Origin of the sequence: Enterococcus sp. FDAARGOS_553 (assembly GCF_003812305.1) — a bacterium.
In the GTDB taxonomy this organism is placed as follows: Bacteria; Bacillota; Bacilli; order Lactobacillales; family Enterococcaceae; genus Enterococcus_D; species Enterococcus_D gallinarum.
Genome location: NZ_CP033740.1, coordinates 2,395,368 through 2,414,995 on the forward strand (window position 1 = coordinate 2,395,368; position 19,628 = coordinate 2,414,995).

General features: G+C 40.9%; 20 protein-coding genes and 1 riboswitch. Of the genes, 13 read left to right on the forward strand and 7 right to left on the reverse strand.

Annotated features, from left to right (window positions below; translation table 11 throughout):
• Nucleotides 1–99: 99 nt before the first annotated feature.
• Nucleotides 100–1,317, forward strand: coding sequence for a pyridoxal phosphate-dependent aminotransferase (locus EGX73_RS11960; RefSeq protein WP_003127177.1), 1,218 nt, complete (start codon nucleotides 100–102; stop codon nucleotides 1,315–1,317).
• A 148-nt stretch (nucleotides 1,318–1,465) separates the two neighbouring features.
• Here EGX73_RS11960 and EGX73_RS11965 read toward each other — a convergent pair whose 3' ends face one another.
• Entirely contained in the window at nucleotides 1,466–1,645 is a 180-nt protein-coding gene (locus EGX73_RS11965; RefSeq protein WP_003127178.1) for a DUF2187 domain-containing protein, read from the reverse strand.
• Between the two features lie 141 nt (nucleotides 1,646–1,786).
• Here EGX73_RS11965 and EGX73_RS11970 point away from each other — a divergent pair, with 141 nt between their 5' ends.
• Nucleotides 1,787–2,644, forward strand: a complete 858-nt coding sequence (locus EGX73_RS11970) for a helix-turn-helix transcriptional regulator (protein ID WP_003127180.1) — start codon at nucleotides 1,787–1,789, stop codon at nucleotides 2,642–2,644.
• 56 nt (nucleotides 2,645–2,700) lie between these two features.
• Nucleotides 2,701–3,846: an N-acetylglucosamine-6-phosphate deacetylase gene (gene nagA, locus EGX73_RS11975; protein ID WP_005472479.1), complete on the forward strand. Its 1,146-nt coding sequence runs from the start codon at nucleotides 2,701–2,703 to the stop codon at nucleotides 3,844–3,846.
• 189 nt (nucleotides 3,847–4,035) lie between these two features.
• Here nagA and EGX73_RS11980 read toward each other — a convergent pair whose 3' ends face one another.
• The gene (locus EGX73_RS11980; protein WP_003127183.1) at nucleotides 4,036–4,632 is read right to left on the reverse strand and encodes an aromatic acid exporter family protein; all 597 of its coding nucleotides are present in this window, start codon (nucleotides 4,630–4,632) and stop codon (nucleotides 4,036–4,038) included.
• Between the two features lie 96 nt (nucleotides 4,633–4,728).
• On the opposite strand from EGX73_RS11980, the gene EGX73_RS11985 reads away from it, so the two are divergent.
• Nucleotides 4,729–5,679, forward strand: a complete 951-nt coding sequence (locus tag EGX73_RS11985; RefSeq protein ID WP_003127184.1) for an aromatic acid exporter family protein — start codon at nucleotides 4,729–4,731, stop codon at nucleotides 5,677–5,679.
• Nucleotides 5,680–5,733: 54 nt separating this feature from the next.
• Here EGX73_RS11985 and EGX73_RS11990 read toward each other — a convergent pair whose 3' ends face one another.
• A complete protein-coding gene (locus tag EGX73_RS11990; RefSeq protein ID WP_081131358.1) occupies nucleotides 5,734–6,690 on the reverse strand; it encodes a Gfo/Idh/MocA family protein in 957 nt (318 codons plus the stop codon).
• Between the two features lie 125 nt (nucleotides 6,691–6,815).
• Between EGX73_RS11990 and EGX73_RS11995 the strand changes: the two genes are divergently transcribed.
• The 9 genes from EGX73_RS11995 to purB all read left to right on the forward strand — a co-directional run bounded on the left by EGX73_RS11995 (nucleotide 6,816) and on the right by purB (nucleotide 14,640).
• Nucleotides 6,816–7,319 (forward strand): hypothetical protein, encoded by a 504-nt coding sequence (locus tag EGX73_RS11995; RefSeq protein ID WP_034704725.1) that lies wholly within the window; start codon nucleotides 6,816–6,818, stop codon nucleotides 7,317–7,319.
• A gap of 13 nt (nucleotides 7,320–7,332) precedes the next feature.
• The gene (locus EGX73_RS12000; protein ID WP_081131359.1) at nucleotides 7,333–8,121 is read left to right on the forward strand and encodes a D-alanyl-D-alanine carboxypeptidase family protein; all 789 of its coding nucleotides are present in this window, start codon (nucleotides 7,333–7,335) and stop codon (nucleotides 8,119–8,121) included.
• Nucleotides 8,114–8,713: a glycoside hydrolase family 73 protein gene (locus EGX73_RS12005; RefSeq protein WP_003127188.1), complete on the forward strand. Its 600-nt coding sequence runs from the start codon at nucleotides 8,114–8,116 to the stop codon at nucleotides 8,711–8,713. Before EGX73_RS12000 ends, EGX73_RS12005 begins: the two co-directional genes overlap by 8 nt.
• Before the next feature lie 20 nt (nucleotides 8,714–8,733).
• Nucleotides 8,734–9,411, forward strand: a complete 678-nt coding sequence (locus EGX73_RS12010) for a hydrolase (RefSeq protein ID WP_029486902.1) — start codon at nucleotides 8,734–8,736, stop codon at nucleotides 9,409–9,411.
• A gap of 89 nt (nucleotides 9,412–9,500) precedes the next feature.
• A riboswitch (purine riboswitch) is annotated at nucleotides 9,501–9,598 on the forward strand.
• 75 nt (nucleotides 9,599–9,673) lie between these two features.
• Nucleotides 9,674–10,255 (forward strand): xanthine phosphoribosyltransferase, encoded by a 582-nt coding sequence (locus EGX73_RS12015; protein ID WP_005472492.1) that lies wholly within the window; start codon nucleotides 9,674–9,676, stop codon nucleotides 10,253–10,255.
• Entirely contained in the window at nucleotides 10,255–11,559 is a 1,305-nt protein-coding gene (locus EGX73_RS12020) for a nucleobase:cation symporter-2 family protein (protein WP_003127191.1), read from the forward strand. The genes EGX73_RS12015 and EGX73_RS12020 overlap by 1 nt, the downstream gene beginning before the upstream one ends.
• 172 nt (nucleotides 11,560–11,731) lie before the next feature.
• Nucleotides 11,732–12,217, forward strand: a complete 486-nt coding sequence (gene purE, locus EGX73_RS12025; protein WP_003127192.1) for a 5-(carboxyamino)imidazole ribonucleotide mutase — start codon at nucleotides 11,732–11,734, stop codon at nucleotides 12,215–12,217.
• The gene (gene purK / locus EGX73_RS12030; protein WP_172956425.1) at nucleotides 12,210–13,328 is read left to right on the forward strand and encodes a 5-(carboxyamino)imidazole ribonucleotide synthase; all 1,119 of its coding nucleotides are present in this window, start codon (nucleotides 12,210–12,212) and stop codon (nucleotides 13,326–13,328) included. Before purE ends, purK begins: the two co-directional genes overlap by 8 nt.
• A 13-nt stretch (nucleotides 13,329–13,341) precedes the next feature.
• On the forward strand, nucleotides 13,342–14,640 hold the full coding sequence (gene purB, locus EGX73_RS12035) for an adenylosuccinate lyase (RefSeq protein WP_041119285.1): 1,299 nt from the start codon (nucleotides 13,342–13,344) through the stop codon (nucleotides 14,638–14,640).
• Nucleotides 14,641–14,712: 72 nt separating this feature from the next.
• Here purB and EGX73_RS12040 read toward each other — a convergent pair whose 3' ends face one another.
• The 4 genes from EGX73_RS12040 to EGX73_RS12055 form a co-directional block, all read right to left on the reverse strand.
• Entirely contained in the window at nucleotides 14,713–16,761 is a 2,049-nt protein-coding gene (locus EGX73_RS12040; RefSeq protein ID WP_123866967.1) for a penicillin-binding transpeptidase domain-containing protein, read from the reverse strand.
• Nucleotides 16,762–16,766: 5 nt separating this feature from the next.
• Nucleotides 16,767–17,324: a DUF1054 family protein gene (locus EGX73_RS12045; RefSeq protein WP_229073611.1), complete on the reverse strand. Its 558-nt coding sequence runs from the start codon at nucleotides 17,322–17,324 to the stop codon at nucleotides 16,767–16,769.
• A gap of 189 nt (nucleotides 17,325–17,513) precedes the next feature.
• Nucleotides 17,514–18,809 carry an ISL3-like element ISEfa5 family transposase gene (locus EGX73_RS12050; protein WP_123866709.1) on the reverse strand — a complete coding sequence of 432 codons (1,296 nt, stop codon included), beginning with the start codon at nucleotides 18,807–18,809 and terminating at the stop codon, nucleotides 17,514–17,516.
• Between the two features lie 183 nt (nucleotides 18,810–18,992).
• Nucleotides 18,993–19,379 (reverse strand): hypothetical protein, encoded by a 387-nt coding sequence (locus EGX73_RS12055; protein WP_003127198.1) that lies wholly within the window; start codon nucleotides 19,377–19,379, stop codon nucleotides 18,993–18,995.
• Nucleotides 19,380–19,628: the final 249 nt, after the last annotated feature.

Sequence of the window (19,628 nt, forward strand, 5' to 3'; positions counted from 1 at the left end):
TTTCTAAACTTTTTGCTATAATAAATGCAATCTTTTAAAAAAGAATATCACTAGAACCAAGGTAATTTGCATTGATTCTACTGTCAAAGGAGAATTCGAATGAGAAAATTTGAAAAGTCATCAAAACTAGAAGGCGTAAGTTATGATGTCCGGGGACCAGTCCTAGAAGAAGCAGAACGGATGCAAGAAGAAGGCATCAGCATCTTGAAATTGAATACAGGTAATCCGGCACCATTTGGTTTTGAAGCGCCAAATGAGATCGTCCGTGACTTGATTATGAATGTGCGGGAGTCTGAAGGCTACTCTGATTCTAAAGGAATTTTTTCAGCCCGCAAAGCCATCGAGCAATATTATCAATTACAAAAGTTTCCAAATGTGACGATCAATGATATTTATACCGGAAATGGTGTATCAGAACTGATCACCATGTGTATGCAAGGGCTATGTAATAATGGCGATGAAGTGTTGGTGCCGATGCCTGATTATCCTTTATGGACGGCATCGATCTCTTTAGCTGGTGGAAAACCTGTACACTACATTTGCGATGAACAATCTGACTGGAACCCAGATATTGAAGATATTCGTTCAAAAATCACAAGTAAAACGAAAGCCATCGTGATCATCAACCCTAATAATCCTACAGGTGCTGTCTATCCAAAAGAAGTATTGCAGCAAATTGTTGATGTGGCTCGCGACCATGACTTGATTATTTTTTCTGACGAAATTTATGATCGGTTAGTGATGGATGATTATGTTCACGTCCCAATCGCTACATTAGCTCCGGATCGCTTTGTTGTGACTCTTGGTGGATTGTCTAAATCACATCGTGTAGCCGGATTCCGGGTTGGCTGGATGGTCCTTAGCGGGGATAAGAGAAACGTTAAAGATTATATTGAGGGCTTGAATATGCTTTCCTCTATGAGGCTTTGTTCAAATGTTCTTTCTCAGCAGATCATTCAGACGGCGTTAGGTGGCTATCAAAGTTCGGATGAACTGCTGCTTCCAGGAGGAAGGATCTATGAGCAAAGAGAGTATATTTATCAAGCATTGAATGACATTCCTGGTTTATCAGCTGTTAAACCTAAAGCGGCATTTTATATTTTCCCTAAGATCGATGTCAAACGCTTCAATATTAAGAATGATGAACAGTTTGTGTTGGATTTTCTGCATGAGCACCATGTGCTATTAGTGCACGGGGGCGGATTTAATTGGCAAGAACCAGATCATTTCCGAATCGTTTATTTACCGAATATGGATGATTTGAAAGCAACGACCGAAAAGATGCGGGAGTTTTTAGCCACTTATCAGCAAAAATAAGTAAGCAATAGTAGGAATGAACAATAGTAAAAAAAACGAACAGTTGGCTCCTTATCCTGTACCTTGTAGCAAGGCATCGGACCAGATCCAACTGCTCGTTTTTTTGATTGATCGAATATCTTAAAATCATAGCGCTTATTGCATATGCTTAGTCAGCAGTCTGCTGACATTTTTTTTTACTGATGATCATTCGATCATTGAATTTTTCCAGCATTTCTTCGCTAGGGTCTGTCACTTGGACAAGAACCGAATTTTCATATTCTCTTTCGACTTTTCCTGCATAGACCTTGCCTTCCCAAGTGAAGGTAATGGTGCTGTTAATCGTCATAGAAACACCTCGTTTTAAATTGTTAAAAAATACCAAGATATTGTTGGAATTGCTTTCCTTTTTGCTATTATGTGCTAAAATGAAGAAAATTAAAAATGCGAATTCGCATTTTTTTAATGTTGAAAAAGTTGGAGGAGAGTCATGGCAAATTCACAAGAATCCTTTGGCCAAATCATTCGCACGTTCCGCAAAAAGCGCAAGATGACACAAAAGATGTTGGCAGAAGATATCTGTTCACAAAGTGTTTTGAGCCGGATCGAAAATAATGAAGAATTACCGAATGTATTGGTCATGCATCAAATCTGTCAACGATTAGGCGTTACCTTAGATCAAGTAATGATGCTCCATGCTGAAGAGATCAATCGAACGAATCAAGTGTTCGCTCAAATGGAAAGCCATTTTGTTCATAAAGAGTACCAAGAGTTATTGACCAAACTGCAGGATAAAACGATCATGGACTATCTATATTTGGACGCAGACATGCAAATGTACTATTACTTTTTAGGGAGTTGCGAATATTTCTTGTTCCAAGATTATGAAGCAGCGATTGAAAGCCTTAAAAAAGGCTTATCCTACTCTTATCAGCAAGATAAAATCAATATCTCTGTGATGGAGATTCGACTCTTAAGTTGTATGGGGCGAGTGTATAATGATATGCAGCAATTAGAAGAAGCACGTTTTCATCTAGAAAAAAGTTACCATGGGGTGCAAGTGCTGCCGGCAGAACGGATGACCACAACCTTGACCAAAGTATTCTACAACTATGCAGTTTTTTTAGCGAAACAAGAAGAATTCACCACTGCTTTACAAATTCTAGAAGAAGGTATCGATCTTGCCAGAGAAAAGAACAGTTTCTATTTTTTAGAAGAATTATTTGAACTGAAAGGCCATGTCTTTGTCGCTCTTGACAATCAGCAAGCAGCCGATGAAAGTTTTGCTCTTTATCAAGCGGTCGTCGATATTCGAAATTCATCGAGAAATGGTGTAGACCTTTCTTGACTTCTTACTCAAATAAGAGTAATTTTAAGGAAGAAAAGAAATAAGGAGCGATCAAGATGAAAACATATATTTATGCGGACAAATTCTTTTTGAAGTCAGCTGTTCATGGGGCAGGTTATCTGGAGATCATTGACGGCAAATTTGGCGATATCGTCAATGAAGTACCGGAAGATGCGGAAGTAACTGATTATTCTGGGCAATGGATAGCTCCAGGACTCGTAGATACCCATATCCATGGGTTCATGAACCACGATGTCATGGACAACGATGCAGAAGGGATCAAAGCTATGTCAGAAGGCTTATTGTCTTGTGGTGTAACTTCTTTCTTGCCGACGACATTGACTTCCAGCAAAGAACGTCTAAGAGATGTAGCAGAAACTATCGGACAAGTGAAAGATTCTGTTACCGGTGCGAAAATCCAAGGGATTTATTTTGAAGGACCTTTCTTTACTGAAGAACACAAAGGCGCTCAAAATCCAATCTATTTTGGTGATCCAGACATCGATACATTCCACGAATGGCAGGAAGCTTCTGGTGGGATTATCAAAAAAATTGCCTTAGCTCCTGAACGTAAAGGCGTTACCGATTTTGTGTCTCAAGTGACAGAAGAAGGTGTTGTGGTTGCCTTAGGTCATAGTAATGGGACTTTACAGGAAGCTGAAGCTGCTGTTGAAGCAGGAGCCAGTGTTTTTGTTCATGCCTATAACGGAATGAGAGGACTAAATCACCGAGAACCAGGGATGGTAGGAGCATTGCTATCATTAAAAGAAGTATTCTCTGAATTGATCTGTGATGGACATCATGTTCATCCGCAAGCAGCTGAGATCTTGATGGAAAAAGCCGGGCATGACCATGTTGCTTTGATCACCGACTGTATGATGGCAGGAGGTATGCCGGATGGAGATTATATTCTTGGAGAATTCCCTGTTGTCGTAAAAGATGGAACAGCTCGTCTAAAAGAAGGAAATTTGGCCGGAAGTATTTTGAAATTAAAAGAAGCCATCAAAAATGTTGTTGAGTGGGAGATTGCTACCCCGCAAGAAGCAATCATGATGGCAAGTCTAGTGCCAGCAATCAGTTGTAAAATCGATGACAAATGCGGCATGATCAAGAAAGGTCGAGCAGCTGACTTTATCGTGTTGGACCCTCAAATGAATCTGCAAGCGACATTTTTAGATGGTGTTTGCCGGTACGAAGCTTAAGCAGAAAAAAGACACAGATCGCCAATTGGTGATCTGTGCTTTTTTTGTAAAAACGTTTAATTGTTTTATCGATTTTCATCAATAGCTGGAAGGTAGATCAAATTTTTCTTGCCCAACAAAAGAAAACAGCAAAAACGCCTTCCTCACAAGCTGTCTTGATACGTAAAAAGCTAAGTAGTGAGAGGGCGTTTATTTTTGTTCTTGCTGCTTGGAGATTTCTTCTTGAACATCTTCCAGCATAGTTTTCAATTCCGTTTCTCTTTCCTTCAATACAACCAAGTCTTCTTTGATTTCTGCTTGTTTTTCTTTTTCGGGAGGCCTCAAGACAAAATTGATGAAGATCGCAATCAGCGTACCAATAAAAGTGTCTAACACGCGATCTAATGCAAAAATAAAAGACTCTCCTTGTGGAACACTAAGAGTGATCAATAACATCGTAGCAATCCCAGAAATAATACCGGAATTATTATTGATCCCATCCGAAAGAACGATAATGAAGGCCACTAAAGCAGGGAGCACCAATAACTCGATCAAAAAATCATTGTGGAAATATTGTTTCATGAAGAAGTAGATGATGGCAGTAGCCCCACCAATCGAATTTCCTAAAACTCGTGATTTCCCAAAAGAAAGGGTCGTTGTTAAATCTTGACGTAGTGAGAAGACAGCGGAAAGGGCAGCGATCAAAGGCTGTCCGCGATTCAAAAATCGAAACAGCAAGATACACAACATGACAGCAATTGCGGTTTTTATCGTTCGCATCCCTAGACGAAAGCGGCCAAATTGCATGATCGATTTCCTCCTTTTCTTTAATCATAACCAAAATAACCGATAAATTCTAGTGAAATCCTTTTTTGTTTAGTATACTTTGAAAGGAGGTGCAGAATGAAAATTGGAATGAGAACAGTCAAGACAGCGATTGCTTCGGGTTTATCGATGGCAGTGGCTCAAGCGATTGGGTTATTATATGCGCCAGCCGCAGGGATCATTGCGATTTTGAGCGTAGGCAACACAAAGAAAACATCGCTTTATACGGGCATTGGACGCTTGATCTCACTGGCACTGGCGACAATTCTGGCATTTTGCAGTTTTTCGCTTCTCGGATATAATCCATTAGGGTTTGTGCTCTTTTTGTTTTTGTTCATCCCAATGGCTGTCCGTTTTTCATTGACAGATGGCATCGTGGTCAATTCAGTCTTAGTAACGCACTATTTACTGGAAGAATCCTTTGCTTGGCGCTTGATCGTCAATGAATTCTTGCTCATGATTCTCGGAGTTGGCTTTGCATTAGTATTTAATCTTTATATGCCAGATGGAGAAAAAGAACTGAAAGAATTGCAGCAAGAAACAGAAAAGACGTTTAAAAGACTTTTAAAAGATATGTCTGAACACTTAAATCAACCTTCTCGATTGACCTTGCAAGGGCAATGTCAATCATTATTGGCAAAGATTCGACAAGGACAAGAAAAAGCACAGGTTCATCAAGAAAACCAATGGAGCCAAAAGAATAGTTACTATGAAGCGTATTTTGCGATGCGGCGTGCGCAAGTTCGTTTGTTGACAGAAATGATTGGTCTCTTGCGATCCATTTGGGTAGAAGAAATTTATACAGAGAAATTTCGTGCCTTGCTGCTGTATACCGCAGAAACATTTGATGAAGCTAACGACGGCGAAGACCTTTTGCTAAGGATCGAAGAGTTGTATCAAGATTATCGACAAAAACCGCTGCCTAGAAATCGCGAGGAGTTTGAAAATCGCGCGCAATTGTTTCAATTTTTGCAGTCGTTTAAACGTTTTATTGAAATCAAAGCCGAATTTGCTGAACGGGATCATTAAGAAAAGGAAAAATACGACTGCCCAGCGATTTGATTCGCTGGGCAGTCAATTGTTTTATTTTGTTTGCTTCCAAAATTGTTGCATCTGGTCTAAGACGGCAATGACGTCACTTGTTAGATGGATCGATCCTTTAGAAGTCCCTTCAATAGTTTTAATCATATTGGCGATTTCGTAATTTAGTGCTTGGGTCGTATCGCCTGTTTCAATAAACTCATTGGAGCCATCACGATAGTGGATGGTTGCTTTATCAGCCCGCGGATATTCTTCGACTGTGATATAGCCTTCTTCAAAAGCAACGATTCCTGTTTTTGGCATTTTAGCTTGGAAAGTTAGGGTCACACTGGCCATTTCATCAGCTGGGTTACGCAAAATCGTCACGGATTGTTCGTCAACGCCGGTTTCAAAAGGCTTCATGCTGCTGAATTCTACCTTTGGTGACTCACTCATGAAAAAGCGGGCAAAAGAGACGGCATAAGTACCAATGTCAAGCAGTGCACCGCCGCCTAAATCAGGATTGAAAAAACGATTTTGAGGATCAGGATCCTTGTAACTGCCAAAAGGTGCTTGAATCATTTTTAATTTTCCTAGTTTGCCAGAGGCTACGATTTCTTTTAGACGGTGATAAAGCGGCATGTTGTAGATGGTCATCGCCTCTTCTAAAACCAATCCTTTTTCTTTGGCTAAGGCCAGTTCTTCAGCAAGTTCATCGCCACTTGTAGTGATCGCTTTTTCGCAAAGAACGTGTTTCCCTGCTGCCAGTGCTGCCATGATGTAGTGATGGTGGATATCATTTGGTACCGCAATATAGACGATATCGATCGATGGATCAGCCAACATTGCTTCAGCAGATTCATAAGCCTGAGGAATCGAGAAACGTTCCGCAAATGCTTGGACTTTTGAGTAACGGCGGGCACAGACACCGTACAATTCGCTAGCATCGCTTGCAAATCCAGCGGCAAATTGTGTGGCGATGTCTCCAAGGCCAATTATGCCCCAACGATATTTTTTCATTTTCTATCAGCTCCTTCGTTTTTAGTATAACAAAACTTAGTGAATCTTAAAAATATTGCAAAGCCAAAGTTAAAAGTTCCATTTATGTCCAGCTTTCAGTAAAATAGATACAGGAGGGATGTATGATGCATAACGTGTCTATTGCAATTATTTTAAGTACAGTTATTGAACAATATTCTACGGAAGCTCGTTTCTATGAAACGCAGCTTGGAATCGATCGAGAACAATGGGAGGCCTGGAAAAATGGGACAGCGAGTTTGACACCTGCTGAAAATCAGAAAATCAAATTGCTGTTCTCTGATTATGAATGGATGCTGATTCAAAAAATTGTTCGTCAAACGGTGATCTATCCCGAAAAGAGAACAAGTGCGGTAGCTGAATTCAAGAAAATGAAGACACAGATTGCACGCACGTGGCTTTCAAATGATTTGGCAAAAGTGGAATTATTAACACAATCTGAAGAAAGTACCCAATACCTTGATTTAAGAGTCAGTATTACGTATGATGAATGGGGCTATGACGACATTTTGAACTTCCGTCTGCCTGCTTTTGTCCAACAACAAATCAAGAATGAGAAAATTGAGTTGTTGGCATGGGTCAAAGAGAATTTAGAAGAGACATATAATTAAAGGTAGGGTTTTTTTGAAAAAATATTTAGGTATCTTAGCTGCTGCTGGCTTTCTATTAATTAGTTTGGTAGCTAGTCTGCAGCAGGAACATTCAGCGAGCGGCGAAACAATCGCAAGTAGTCAGACAGTGGCGTCTAGCAGTGAAAAAGAACAAGCAAGAGTCTCTCAGAAGAGTAAAGATTTTCCCAAAGTATCTTTAGATGATTGGGCGCTTGTTTTAGTGGGCCCCCTGAATAAAGGAACTGAAATCGATACGGGGGGATTAGCAAAATTAACCAATGGCTATCTCGTGGACAAACGAATCGTTTCTGACTATGAAAAATTAAAAGCTGCCGCAGAAAAAGCTGGTCATCCTTTAGTGATGATCTCCGCCTTTCGCTCCATCGCCTCGCAAAAGGCTGTTTTTGATCAGAATGTCACGATGCTGATGAGTCAAGGACAAAACAAAGAGAAGGCAATCGAAACAACCAAACGAACGATGACAGAACCAGGTTACAGTGAACACCATACGGGTTTAGCCGTAGACGTAGTTGATCGACAATGGTATGATTCTTATCCAGAAACCGTATTGGACCACCGATTTGGTGAGACAGATGGCGGCAAGTGGCTGCAAGCGCATGCCCGGGAATACGGCTTTATCATTCGTTACCCAGAAGGAAAGCAGGCCATTACTCAGATCGATTATGAACCTTGGCATTTACGCTATGTTGGTGTAGAAACTGCTACATATATTGAAAAACATCAACTGACTCTGGAAGAATTTCTAGAGCAAGTAAAAGAACAGGAGGAAGAAAATGAGTAAACGACGCAAAACAACGAAGACTCGACTGCCGTTTGTCTTTTTAGGTATCCTCCTGATTGGGCTTGCTTTTATTTTTTCAATGAACAGTTTAGCCGATCCCTTGCCGAAACAAGAGGATAGTGAAGAAATGACTCAGCAAGAATTTATTGATCGCATTGCACCTCATGCACAGGAATTGCAAAAGGGTTACGGTATTTTACCGAGCATTATTTTAGGGCAAGCCATCTTGGAGTCTGATTGGGGCAAAAGTACACTAGCTAGTGAATACAATAATCTTTTTGGAATCAAAGCATTTGGACATAGTAAAAAAGTGACATTAGATACCCAAGAGTTTTATAATGAGCAGTGGGTAACGATCCAAGGCGATTTTCGAGTCTATGATTCGTGGGAAGAGTCCATGGATGACCACACGATGCTCTTTGTCAATGGTGTAGACTGGAATCCAGCGCTCTATGTAAATGTTTTGTCGGCAACAGACTACAAAACAGCTGCCAAAGCATTGCAAGAAGCTGGTTATGCCACAGATCCGGATTATGCAGAGAAAATCATTCGTGTAATTGAAACCTATCATTTAAATCAATACGACCAATAGACGGAAAGAAGTGGGTGCCCATGGAAGAAAAATACATGCCAAAGATCACAACGGAACTGCGAAAAGATATCGTGAAAGTTCCTAAAGTTATCAGACAAGCAAGCGGGATTCAAATTTTTGGCAAACAGATCCGCTCGATCATTTTTACTACAGATATTGCAATCATCCGCAATACCAATGCAGATGCGGTGATTGCCGTCTATCCCTTTACCCCGCACCCTGCGATTACCAAAGCGATTATCGAGGCAGCTGATATTCCCGTATTTTCGGGGGTCGGAGGAGGTTTGACTCAAGGATTTCGTTCTTCTTATATGAGCATGTTTGCAGAAGCGCAAGGTTCCATTGGTGTGGTGCTAAATGGTCCGACACCACTGAAAACTGTGGAGCAGGTCTGTAAGGTCATTGATATTCCTGTGATCAGTACCGTAACTAGTAAATATACCAAAATTGATGAAAAATTGAAGTTAGGTGTCAAAGTGATCAATATCAGTGCTGGGAAAAAAACCGCTGAGACTGTTCGTTATTTTCGCGAGCGGTATCCTGAATTGCCAATCATCGCTACTGGAGGCCCTACAGATGAAAGTATTTTAGAAACGATCGAAGCAGGCGCCAATGCAATCACCTATACACCACCTTCCAATGGAGAGTTATTCAGCAAAAAAATGCAGCACTATCGGGAAATGGAAAAACCTGATTAGTGAGCGTTGAGAAATAAAATGAGAACATTCTTATTTTGGAAGAGTTTTCTAAACTTGCCTTTTTAATCAATCTTCGGCATAATCGAACCTATCATTCATAAAATTTAACTTGTATATCGTCGTAATAAGGTCGACAGTCTCTACCCGATACCGTAAATATCGGACTATAAGTAAAAAAAGTGCCATTGATGCACCTTTTTTGCTTTAGCAAAAAAGGTGTTTTTTTGTTGATAGGCCTAAATGGAAAGGAAAGAGGTATAGGATGAAAAAGTTGATCGAACGGATCGAAAAAGACGGAAATGTTTTAGGTGATGGCGTTCTGAAAGTTGATAGTTTTTTAACGCACCAAGTGGATCCGGAATTAATGCAGGAAATCGGCACGATATTTGCCAAACGATTTCAAGCAGAGCAGATTACTAAAGTAGTGACTATCGAAGCTTCAGGGATTGCACCAGCTTTATTTACGGCACAAACATTAGGTGTGCCAATGATTTTTGCCCGTAAAGCCAAAAGTCTGACAATGGACGAAGAATTATTGACAGCCTCGGTTTATTCCTTTACCAAGCAAGTCACGAGTCAAGTATCGATTTCTCGGAAATTTTTGTCTGCGGAAGACAATGTATTGATCATCGATGACTTTTTAGCAAATGGCCAAGCAGCAAAAGGATTGATCGAATTATGCCAGCAAGCCGGTGCAACGGTTGCTGGTATCGGAATCGTCATTGAAAAATCCTTCCAATCTGGACGAGCATTGCTTGAAGAAATGTCGATTCCTGTTGTTTCTCTCGCGCGGATCGCTTCCTTATCCGAGGGTAAAGCAACTTTCTTGGAGGGTGACGCTTAATGAACGAACAAAATGGACGCTCTGCTGTCTTAGGGTTGCAGCACTTGCTCGCGATGTATGCGGGTGCTGTCGCAGTACCACTATTGATTGGAACCGGGTTAGGATTTAATGAAGCCCAAATGACTTATTTGATTTCCATTGATATTTTTATGTGCGGGGTAGCAACATTGCTGCAATTGACCGTCACCCGTTTCTTCGGGATCGGATTGCCGGTTGTCTTGGGCTGTGCCATCCAAGCTGTTTCACCATTGATTTTGATCGGAACTAAGTCAGGGATCGGTGCCATTTATGGAGCCATTATTGCTTCTGGTATTTTTGTTGTTTTGATCTCCGGTGTCTTCTCAAAAATCAAAGTCTTGTTTCCGCCATTGGTTACGGGAACTGTCATTACAGTGATTGGTTTGACGTTGATCCCCGTTGCCATTACCAAAATCGGTGGTGGGGATGCTGCCGCAGCTTCCTTTGGCGCACCAGACAATTTACTCTTAGGTTTTGTCACGATTGCATTAATTATTGGTATTCAGATTTTTGCCAAAGGATTTCTTCGTTCGATTGCTGTTTTGATCGGTTTGATCGGCGGAACTTTGCTAGCAACTGTCTTAGGGTTAGTTGATTTATCCGCGATTTCTCACGCGCCTGTCTTTCATTTGCCGCAGCCGTTTTACTTTGGGTTACCAACCTTTGATATTTGGTCGATTTTATTGATGATCATTATTTCAATCGTTAGTATGGTGGAGTCTACGGGGGTCTATTTTGCACTGGGAGATATTACAGGACAACCTGTTTCATCAGAATCATTGAAAAAAGGTTATCGGGCTGAAGGGTTAGCAGTGATTCTGGGCGGAATCTTCAACACATTCCCTTATACGGGCTTCTCACAAAATGTAGGGCTCGTACAGTTATCTGGTATCAAAACCCGTAAACCGATTTATTTCTCTGCGGTCTTTTTGATTATATTAGGTTTGTTTCCGAAAGTTGGTGCTTTGGCGCAAATCATTCCTGAAGCTGTATTGGGTGGCGGGATGTTAGTCATGTTCGGCATGGTGGCTGTCCAAGGGATGAGAATGTTGTCGAAAGTCGACTATTCAAATGACAAAAATTTGCTGATTATCGCTGTTTCACTGGGATTCGGCTTAGGTTTCAACATTATGCCAACTTTATTTAGCCGCTTACCTGAAACCTTGCAAATGTTTACTGGTAACGGAATTGTTATGAGCAGCATGACTGCGATTATCTTGAATCTTTTATTCAATGGCTTACCAAAAAAAGAAGCGGTCGAATCAGGAGAATTTAACGAAGTTTGATTTACGAAAGCATTCTGGTCAACAGGATGCTTTTTTTGTTTTAGAGAGAAGAAATGATCTTTTGTTAAAAGACGAACAATATATCTCGTATTTTTTCTATAGTTCGATTTTCTTTTGACTTTATGGATGTCACTTGCTAGTATTTAAGTGAATAATCGAAGGGAGTTGTCTTATGGAACAAGTAGCAGTCATTATGGGCAGTACGTCAGATTGGGAGACGATGAAACACAGTTGTGAGATTTTAGAGGAGCTTGGGATTCCCTATATCAAAAAGGTTGTTTCGGCTCATCGGACACCGGACTTGATGTTTTCCTTTGCCGAAAATGCAAGAGAAAAAGGGCTGAAAGTAATCATTGCTGGTGCTGGCGGTGCCGCTCATCTGCCAGGTATGGTCGCTGCAAAAACAACGTTACCCGTGATTGGCGTACCTGTTCAATCACGAACATTAAATGGATTGGATTCGTTACTTTCCATCGTACAGATGCCGGGAGGCGTTCCTGTGGCAACGACAGCGATTGGAAAAGCTGGTGCAATCAACGCGGGACTACTTGCAGCTCAGATGCTTTCCATGTATGATTTAGGAATAGCGGAAAAGTTGGATCAACGAAGAAAGACGTTGAAAGAAAAAGTAGTGGAAAGTAGTGATCAACTTGATTAAACCTTTGATGCCCAATGCGACGATCGGAATCGTTGGCGGCGGACAATTGGGGCGTATGATGGCAATGAGTGCCAAAAAAATGGGTTTCCGTGTCGGCGTGCTGGATCCAACAGCCAATTGTCCGACAGCACAAGTAGCTGACTGGCATATTGTTGCTGCTTATGACGATGTCTTTGCACTGGAAGAAATGGCGCGGCGTTCTGATGTGATTACTTATGAATTTGAGAATGTCAGCGTAGAGGCTTTGAATTCGATTTTGCCCTATGCAAATATTCCCCAGGGAACTGATCTATTGGCAATCACCCAAGATCGCTTGTTAGAAAAATCTTTCTTAGAAGCCAATAATATTGTTATTGCACCTTATGCGACAATCATCAGTCCTACCGATATTCAAGATGCCATCGAGAGTATCGGCTATCCTTGTGTATTGAAAACGACTCGAGGAGGCTATGATGGCAAAGGGCAATATGTTTTATACAGCACAGCTGATTTAGCGCCTTCGATGAATCTTTTGCGGGAAGGAACTTGTGAATTAGAAGCTTGGATCCCTTACGAAAAAGAACTCTCGATCATGGTGGCAGGGAATGGTCGTGAAATCACCACTTTCCCAGTGGTTGAAAATATCCACCGCAACAATATCTTGCATCAAACGATTGCACCTGCTCGAATCGATGCTGAGGTAGCGGAGGAAGCAGAACGGATCGCGCGTGTGATTGCACAAGCCCTTGATTTACGCGGTGTTTTAGCGATCGAGCTGTTCTTAACGAAAAGCGGCGGACTATATGTGAATGAGTTGGCACCACGCCCACATAATTCAGGTCATTACTCGATTGAAGCTTGTTCTATGAGCCAGTTTGATGCCCATGTACGTGGGATCTGCGGTTGGCCGTTTGCAGAGGTTAAACTGTTGAGTGATGCGGTCATGGTGAACATCTTAGGTGATGAACTCATTGAAACATATGACCTGATTGCTCATAAGCCAGATTGGCAATTCCATTATTATGGCAAAGAAGAAGCAAAGAGCGGTCGGAAAATGGGACACATTACGTTGTTGACCGAAGACATTACTGCTTCATTGGAAGAAATCTATCAAACGAATATTTGGGATTAAAGGAGAGTAACGCATGTTAGAACGTTATACAAGACCTGAGATGGGCAAAATTTGGACAGATCAAAATCGATACCAAGCATGGCTAGAAGTCGAAATCTTAGCTGATGAGGCGTGGGCCGAGCTTGGTGAGATCCCCAAAGAAGATGTGGAAAAAATTAGAGAGAAGGCAACTTTCGATATCGACCGTATCTTAGAGATTGAAGCACAGACGCGTCATGATGTGGTCGCATTCACCCGGGCTGTCTCTGAATCGCTTGGTGACGAAAGTAAGTGGGTCCACTATGGGCTGACTTCTACTGATGTGGTAGATACGGCTTATGGTTACTTGATGAAGCAAGCGAATGACTTAATCCGTAAAGATCTAGAAACATTCACAGCTATCATTGGTGAAAAAGCAAAAGAACACAAATATACTGTCATGATGGGACGGACCCATGGGGTGCATGCCGAACCGACGACATTTGGGTTGAAGCTTGCCTTGTGGTATTCTGAAATGAAACGCAATATTGAACGTTTCGAACGAGCGGCGGCTGGAGTTGAAGCTGGGAAAATCAGCGGCGCAGTAGGAACATTTGCCAACATTCCGCCATTTGTTGAAGAATATGTATGTAACAAGTTGGGGATTCGTCCTCAAGAAATCTCTACGCAAGTGTTGCCGCGAGATCTCCATGCAGAATATTTTGCTTCCATGGCACTGATTGCAACAAGCATTGAAAAATTTGCGACAGAAATCCGTGGATTGCAAAAATCAGAAACAAGAGAAGTTGAAGAGTTTTTTGCTAAAGGGCAAAAAGGGTCTTCCGCAATGCCGCACAAACGCAATCCTATTGGTTCAGAAAATATGGCGGGATTAGCACGAGTGATCCGCGGTCATATGGTGACGGCGTATGAAAATGTTTCTCTTTGGCATGAACGTGATATCTCTCACTCTTCTGCAGAACGGATTATTATCCCGGATACAACGATTTTGATTGATTATATGCTCAATCGTTTTGGAACGATCGTCAAAAATCTGACTGTTTTCCCAGAAAATATGAAACGTAATATGAATGCGACTTTTGGCTTGATCTATAGTCAACGTGTTATGTTGAAATTGATCGATCATGGCATGACTCGAGAACAGGCATATGATCTTGTTCAGCCGAAGACGGCACAAGCTTGGGACGAACAACGGGATTTTCGACCATTGTTAGAAGCTGACCAAACCATTATGTCTACGTTAAGTGAAAAAGACTTGGATGATGCATTTGATTATCATCATCATTTAAAGCAAGTGGATACGATTTTTGCGCGCGTAGGTTTAGGTGAATAGGGAATAAACCCAAAAAAAACAAAAGGCACGCTGCTTCAGTAAGCAGCGTGCCTTTTGGGGTAGTTTTATTATTTAGTTATAGTTTTCGGAAAGATAAGACAAAAGTTCTGGGGCTAATGCTGTAGCAGAAGAGTTTTCTTGTCGATCTTCTAGCATGGACACCATCAAATACTTTTGATTCTGGGCATCGAAAGCAAATAAGAAGCTATTTTCCTGTCCTTTCTCATCTTGTTTCTCCTTGATCTCAGCTGTTCCAGTTTTGGCAGCAAGAGGTAAACCGAGAGCTGCTAGGGAATGGGCTGTCCCATTCTCATCGGTAACGACAGCTTTCAAATCCTCATTGATCAGTGAAATCGTCTCTGGTGAAATCAACTCTTTTTTCGTCTTTGTTTCTGCACCCATCACTAATCGTGGATAAACCAGAGATCCTTGATTGGCGAAAACAGAGTACATCGCTGCTTGTTGAATTGGATTGATCAACAATTCTCCCTGGCCATAGCCAGTGTCTGCCAGCAAAATCTCAGAATTGAAGGATTTGTCATTGCTGATTTGTGCAGGGTTCATGGCAATCGGCAAGTCCAATTCTTCACCGAAAATAAATTTCTCCAAACCAGCACGGAATTTGTCTTCACCCATCGCCAATGTTTGTTGAGCCATATAGATATTATCCGAATAGACGAGAGCGTTACGCAAGTTAACGGATGCGACATCGCTGACCCGAGTCACGAAGTAATCTCCCCAAGAGCTATCTTTTTGCCATTTCAATCCGTTGATTGAAAGGACGGTTTCTGGATTGATCGTTCCATTGTCTAAACCGATGGCTGCTGTGATTGTTTTAAAGGTTGAACCGGGAGCATAACCAGTTGCAAAGCGGCTGATAAATGGTAGATCTTTGTTGTTATGGTAAGCATCATAGTCCTCTTGTGAAATTCCGTTGGTCATTTTATTGGGATCAAAACTTGGAGAACTAGCTAGAACGAGCAGATCCCCTGTGGTTGGTTCAGTGACCACGGTAGAACCAGCCTGATCCTTAAGGGAATCAAAAGCGATTTTCTGTGCTTTGGCATCGATCGTGAGTTGAATCGTTTTGCCGTCAGTTTTTTTCGTTTCGATCAATGCTTTTCGCTCTGTGCCTTTTTCATCGGTGATCGCTATCTTACCACCGTTTTTTCCTCGAAGTTCTTTGTCAAAAGCTGCCTCGAGACCAGAGCGGCCAATTTTTCCATTGCTGGCTAATGTATCATCTTTTTCAACATCTTCAGCCGTAATGTCTCCTACATAACCAATCAATTGTGCAGCGGCTTCACCTAATGGATAGGTTCTGCCCGCGGTTTCTTGAATGCTTGCACCGGTTGGGAGATCAGCTGTGGGTTCCACGATTTTCAAAGGAACAAAGTAATCGTCTTGCACCCAAGATTGATCCAATGCTTGCTGGATCGCTTTCTCAGTCAGGTCAAACTGCTTAGCGATCGCTTTGATTCTTGACTCTTTGTCCTCTCCATCTCCTAATTGTCCGGGAATCACCCCAAGCTGGTACAAGGTGCCATTAGCAGCCAGTGGTGATTTGTTGCGATCCACTATTTCACCTCGAACAGCCTCATCAACAGAAATACTTACTTTATCTTGTCCAGCCATGTCAGGGAAAATCAGGTTTGGAGCCCAATCGATTTTTGGCTGTTCTTTTTCAAATTTGATGGTTCCGGAATAATTCAGATCTTTGATTTCCCCCAAGCTAGTAGTGAGAGATAACTGATACGTAAACTGATAATCTGCATTTTTGACATCGTCGCTTAAAGTGATTTTGGAACCCTTGATGTTGGCAGCATCAATTCCGCTGAAAATTGTTTGATATTTTTCTGCTACTTGATCATTGGTATAACCATTTCTTTCTGCGCTATCAGAAAGAATCAAGGATGGTAATTTGTCGAATTTGTTTTTTGAAAGGTTCTCAATGAATGAGTGGACGACTTTCTCTGCCTGATTTTGTCGTTGCTGTTTGTCATAATAGCGATAGCCGAAAAAGCCACCTACTACAAGCAATAAGAGCAGAGGAAGAACAATCAGTAAAGTCTTCCGTTTTTTTGGTGGTTGATTTTGAGAGCGGCGATTTTGTCGTTCCATTTTTCTTAATTCCCTTCTTGGTTAAGTATCGGTAACTCTTCGCGATTCCGATAAAGCGGCAGCAGCAAGCGATAATCTGCTAACAGTTGCTCCATAGTGAGCGTAGAAATCTGATCTTTGAGATAGACTTTGCCAATCTGTAATTCGCTTTTTTTTACAGTAGTCAGCCGCTCTAGAGCAGCGGGCCATTCTCGGATCGGCTGATAGCCATATTGCGTATGATCCAGAGAGAGGACAAAATCTTGAGGTAGAGTTTCAAACAGTGCCGGTTTCTCTGACCAGCAGCGAGCGATTTGCTGTTGGTTTTTCGGCTGATCAATCACACTTAACCAAACAAAAGCATACTCACGAGTAATACCGATCTGGAAGTGGGCATCCATCTTATAACCTCGCTTGTTTGGTCCAAAAGCTGCCCAAGTTTCTTCTGGAGGATAGACACTTCGCCGTCGGTGCTGTGCGATATGCAGATAAAAAGGAGTGTCTAGCTTTTCTGTGAAAAAAGGGCAGACTTTTTCACCAATTTGCTGAAAAATCGGTTGGATCTCTTTACGAATTTCCTGCATTCGTTCTTCCAAGCTCGAAGCTTGGAAGACGTGAAAGCTTTTATTAGTAAATAACATAGAGTAGAATTCCTTTCTTGTATTCTAAGAGATAGTATAGCAAAAAAACAGGCTCTTTGTCAATAAGGACTGATGGGTTGTACAAAATCAAATCTGGGTCAGAATGAACCTCATTCTGGCTCAGATTTTTTGTTATCTTACTTTGATTAATTGATTGATCAAAAAGATTCTAATTCTCATGTTCTCAAATGATTTAAATCCGTAGGATACTCGTTTCATTGTCTTTATATGGGTATTCTTCGCTTCTATTTTTCCATTGGTGTAAGGATAGATCATCGCGTTGGTGATGCCTTCTTCATAGGTCAGAAGGTTTTGGAGCTTTTCCCGAAAGCCGTCATCTAACGTTTCGGGAAGTTCTGCCAATAAGGAGAAAAATAAGTCAGGGTCTTTGTCTCGAAAGGCTTCAACTAATTCATGAAAATAGGGATACGCCTCCTTCAGGGACGTAGAAAAGCCAAGCAATCGATCAATCATCATCGCTTCCGTAAGAAATGGGTATTTTGGTGATCGAAAACTTTTCCATGTTTTGTATTCATAATGGTTGATGTTTGCACGATTTTTTAGCAAAAAGCGCCAGTTCTTTTTCAGTTTTTCTGCCTGACTTTTCTGTCCTACTTTACGAAGTTCATTCATTTCACGGATACGCAACTCATTAAAGGCTTGATTCATGTGTTTGATAATATGAAACCGATCAATCACTACTTTCGCATTTGGCAGAATACGTTTGGTAAGCTGGAAGTAGGCGGCGTTCATGTCTGTGACTAAAAATTTTACTTCTTCAGGATTAGTGCAGCCTAAGAAATAGCTTGTTAATCGAGGCAATTTACGCGTAGGCAAGACATCAATTAATTGTCCTGTTTCGCCATCTGCGCAAATAAAGCTCATTTTATCTTCTATGGAAGCGTGCGAACGAAATTCATCAACCATCAATACTCTGGGGAGAATCCTCTTAGATTGCTTTGGTAAGTAGCTTTTAAACTCTTTCAACGTACGAATAACGGTGGTCAAAGATACCTGACAATTTTTCGCAATAAAAGATAAAGATACTTTTTCAGTCAGCAAAGAAGCAATTTTATATCTGACATGATTCGCGATTGAATGTCTGGGTTGAACAAAATAACTTTGAGCCGTCCAATGGGTTCGACAGTTTTTACAGGTATAGCGCTGCTTTTTTAAGCGCATAACCAAAGGCATGTGATTGTATTGTTCAAAGCGGACAATCGTTTCCTTCTTCCCATTTTTCACTACAATTACTTTCCCGTTTCCATCTACCACAGTAGAACCACAATTTCTACAGGTATGGGGAGCAGGTGAGAAAACAGCATCGACGATCAACGTCTTTTTCTTCTGAAAGGTCTCGTAAGAGACCTCTGTAATCATCAAATCTTTCTCTATTAATCGCAGCATTTTTTTGATAGAATCATTCATATAGCATATCGTCCTCTCAGTTGTTTATTTTGTCGTGATTTAATCATACTAGAGAACGATATGTTTTTTAATACCTAAAATAAAAATGGGGCTGAAGAATCAATTCTGATTCATCAGTCCCATAAATTATAGAGCCAAAAAACACCCTTAAAATCGCAATTTAGGCGTTTTTTAAGAGTGAGTTTAACTATTTATAAAATTAGGTTTTAAAGGAGTGAAAGTCTTTTCCTCATTGAGTAAGTTTAGCAAGACATCCAAAAAGGCAGTTTGCATTTCTTCCATATTGAAATAAATACGGAAACAATAGGTGTGTTTAAAGAAAGTCTGCTGATGGATTTGATGGATAATCAATTCTTCGTTTAATCCGTTTTTATATTGGAGTACCCGTTTTCGATGTTCGGAATAATGAGGCCGGGCATGTTTTTTGAATGGACTGAATAAATAAAAAGATGTCATTTGATTTGCGGTCAACACTTGTTGAACGGCAAGTAGTTCATTATGTAGCTGTTTTCTGTCGGTGTCCGATAAATGAGCGATAAATCGTTGCGCTTGATTTTTCAGTGACCACATGAATCAATTCCTCCTTGGAGATACCAATATTCACAAAATCAATATAACATGAAAAAAAATAAATGTAAACGCTTTATAGTGTGTGAACAAGTCGGAAATCTGCAGAACAAAAAATGATTTTAAGTTAAACACGAACGTTTAAAGAAAAATTAGTTGTTAATGTACATTATTTTGTTGACCCTTATTCTTTGCGTTGTTAGAATAGAAAACAACAAGAAGAGACTAAAAATCTATGTGAAAAAACTAACT

Excerpts from the sequence above, each read along its gene's own strand:
- EGX73_RS11960 (WP_003127177.1), top strand. The coding sequence starts at position 100 with ATGAGAAAATTTGAAAAGTCATCAAAACTAGAAGGCGTAAGTTATGAT.
- EGX73_RS11965 (WP_003127178.1), bottom strand. The coding sequence starts at position 1,645 with ATGACGATTAACAGCACCATTACCTTCACTTGGGAAGGCAAGGTCTAT.
- EGX73_RS11970 (WP_003127180.1), top strand. The coding sequence starts at position 1,787 with ATGGCAAATTCACAAGAATCCTTTGGCCAAATCATTCGCACGTTCCGC.
- nagA (WP_005472479.1), top strand. The coding sequence starts at position 2,701 with ATGAAAACATATATTTATGCGGACAAATTCTTTTTGAAGTCAGCTGTT.
- EGX73_RS11980 (WP_003127183.1), bottom strand. The coding sequence starts at position 4,632 with ATGCAATTTGGCCGCTTTCGTCTAGGGATGCGAACGATAAAAACCGCA.
- EGX73_RS11985 (WP_003127184.1), top strand. The coding sequence starts at position 4,729 with ATGAAAATTGGAATGAGAACAGTCAAGACAGCGATTGCTTCGGGTTTA.
- EGX73_RS11990 (WP_081131358.1), bottom strand. The coding sequence starts at position 6,690 with ATGAAAAAATATCGTTGGGGCATAATTGGCCTTGGAGACATCGCCACA.
- EGX73_RS11995 (WP_034704725.1), top strand. The coding sequence starts at position 6,816 with ATGCATAACGTGTCTATTGCAATTATTTTAAGTACAGTTATTGAACAA.
- EGX73_RS12005 (WP_003127188.1), top strand. The coding sequence starts at position 8,114 with ATGAGTAAACGACGCAAAACAACGAAGACTCGACTGCCGTTTGTCTTT.
- EGX73_RS12010 (WP_029486902.1), top strand. The coding sequence starts at position 8,734 with ATGGAAGAAAAATACATGCCAAAGATCACAACGGAACTGCGAAAAGAT.
- EGX73_RS12015 (WP_005472492.1), top strand. The coding sequence starts at position 9,674 with ATGAAAAAGTTGATCGAACGGATCGAAAAAGACGGAAATGTTTTAGGT.
- EGX73_RS12020 (WP_003127191.1), top strand. The coding sequence starts at position 10,255 with ATGAACGAACAAAATGGACGCTCTGCTGTCTTAGGGTTGCAGCACTTG.
- purE (WP_003127192.1), top strand. The coding sequence starts at position 11,732 with ATGGAACAAGTAGCAGTCATTATGGGCAGTACGTCAGATTGGGAGACG.
- purB (WP_041119285.1), top strand. The coding sequence starts at position 13,342 with ATGTTAGAACGTTATACAAGACCTGAGATGGGCAAAATTTGGACAGAT.
- EGX73_RS12040 (WP_123866967.1), bottom strand. The coding sequence starts at position 16,761 with ATGGAACGACAAAATCGCCGCTCTCAAAATCAACCACCAAAAAAACGG.
- EGX73_RS12045 (WP_229073611.1), bottom strand. The coding sequence starts at position 17,324 with ATGCAGGAAATTCGTAAAGAGATCCAACCGATTTTTCAGCAAATTGGT.
- EGX73_RS12050 (WP_123866709.1), bottom strand. The coding sequence starts at position 18,809 with ATGAATGATTCTATCAAAAAAATGCTGCGATTAATAGAGAAAGATTTG.
- EGX73_RS12055 (WP_003127198.1), bottom strand. The coding sequence starts at position 19,379 with ATGTGGTCACTGAAAAATCAAGCGCAACGATTTATCGCTCATTTATCG.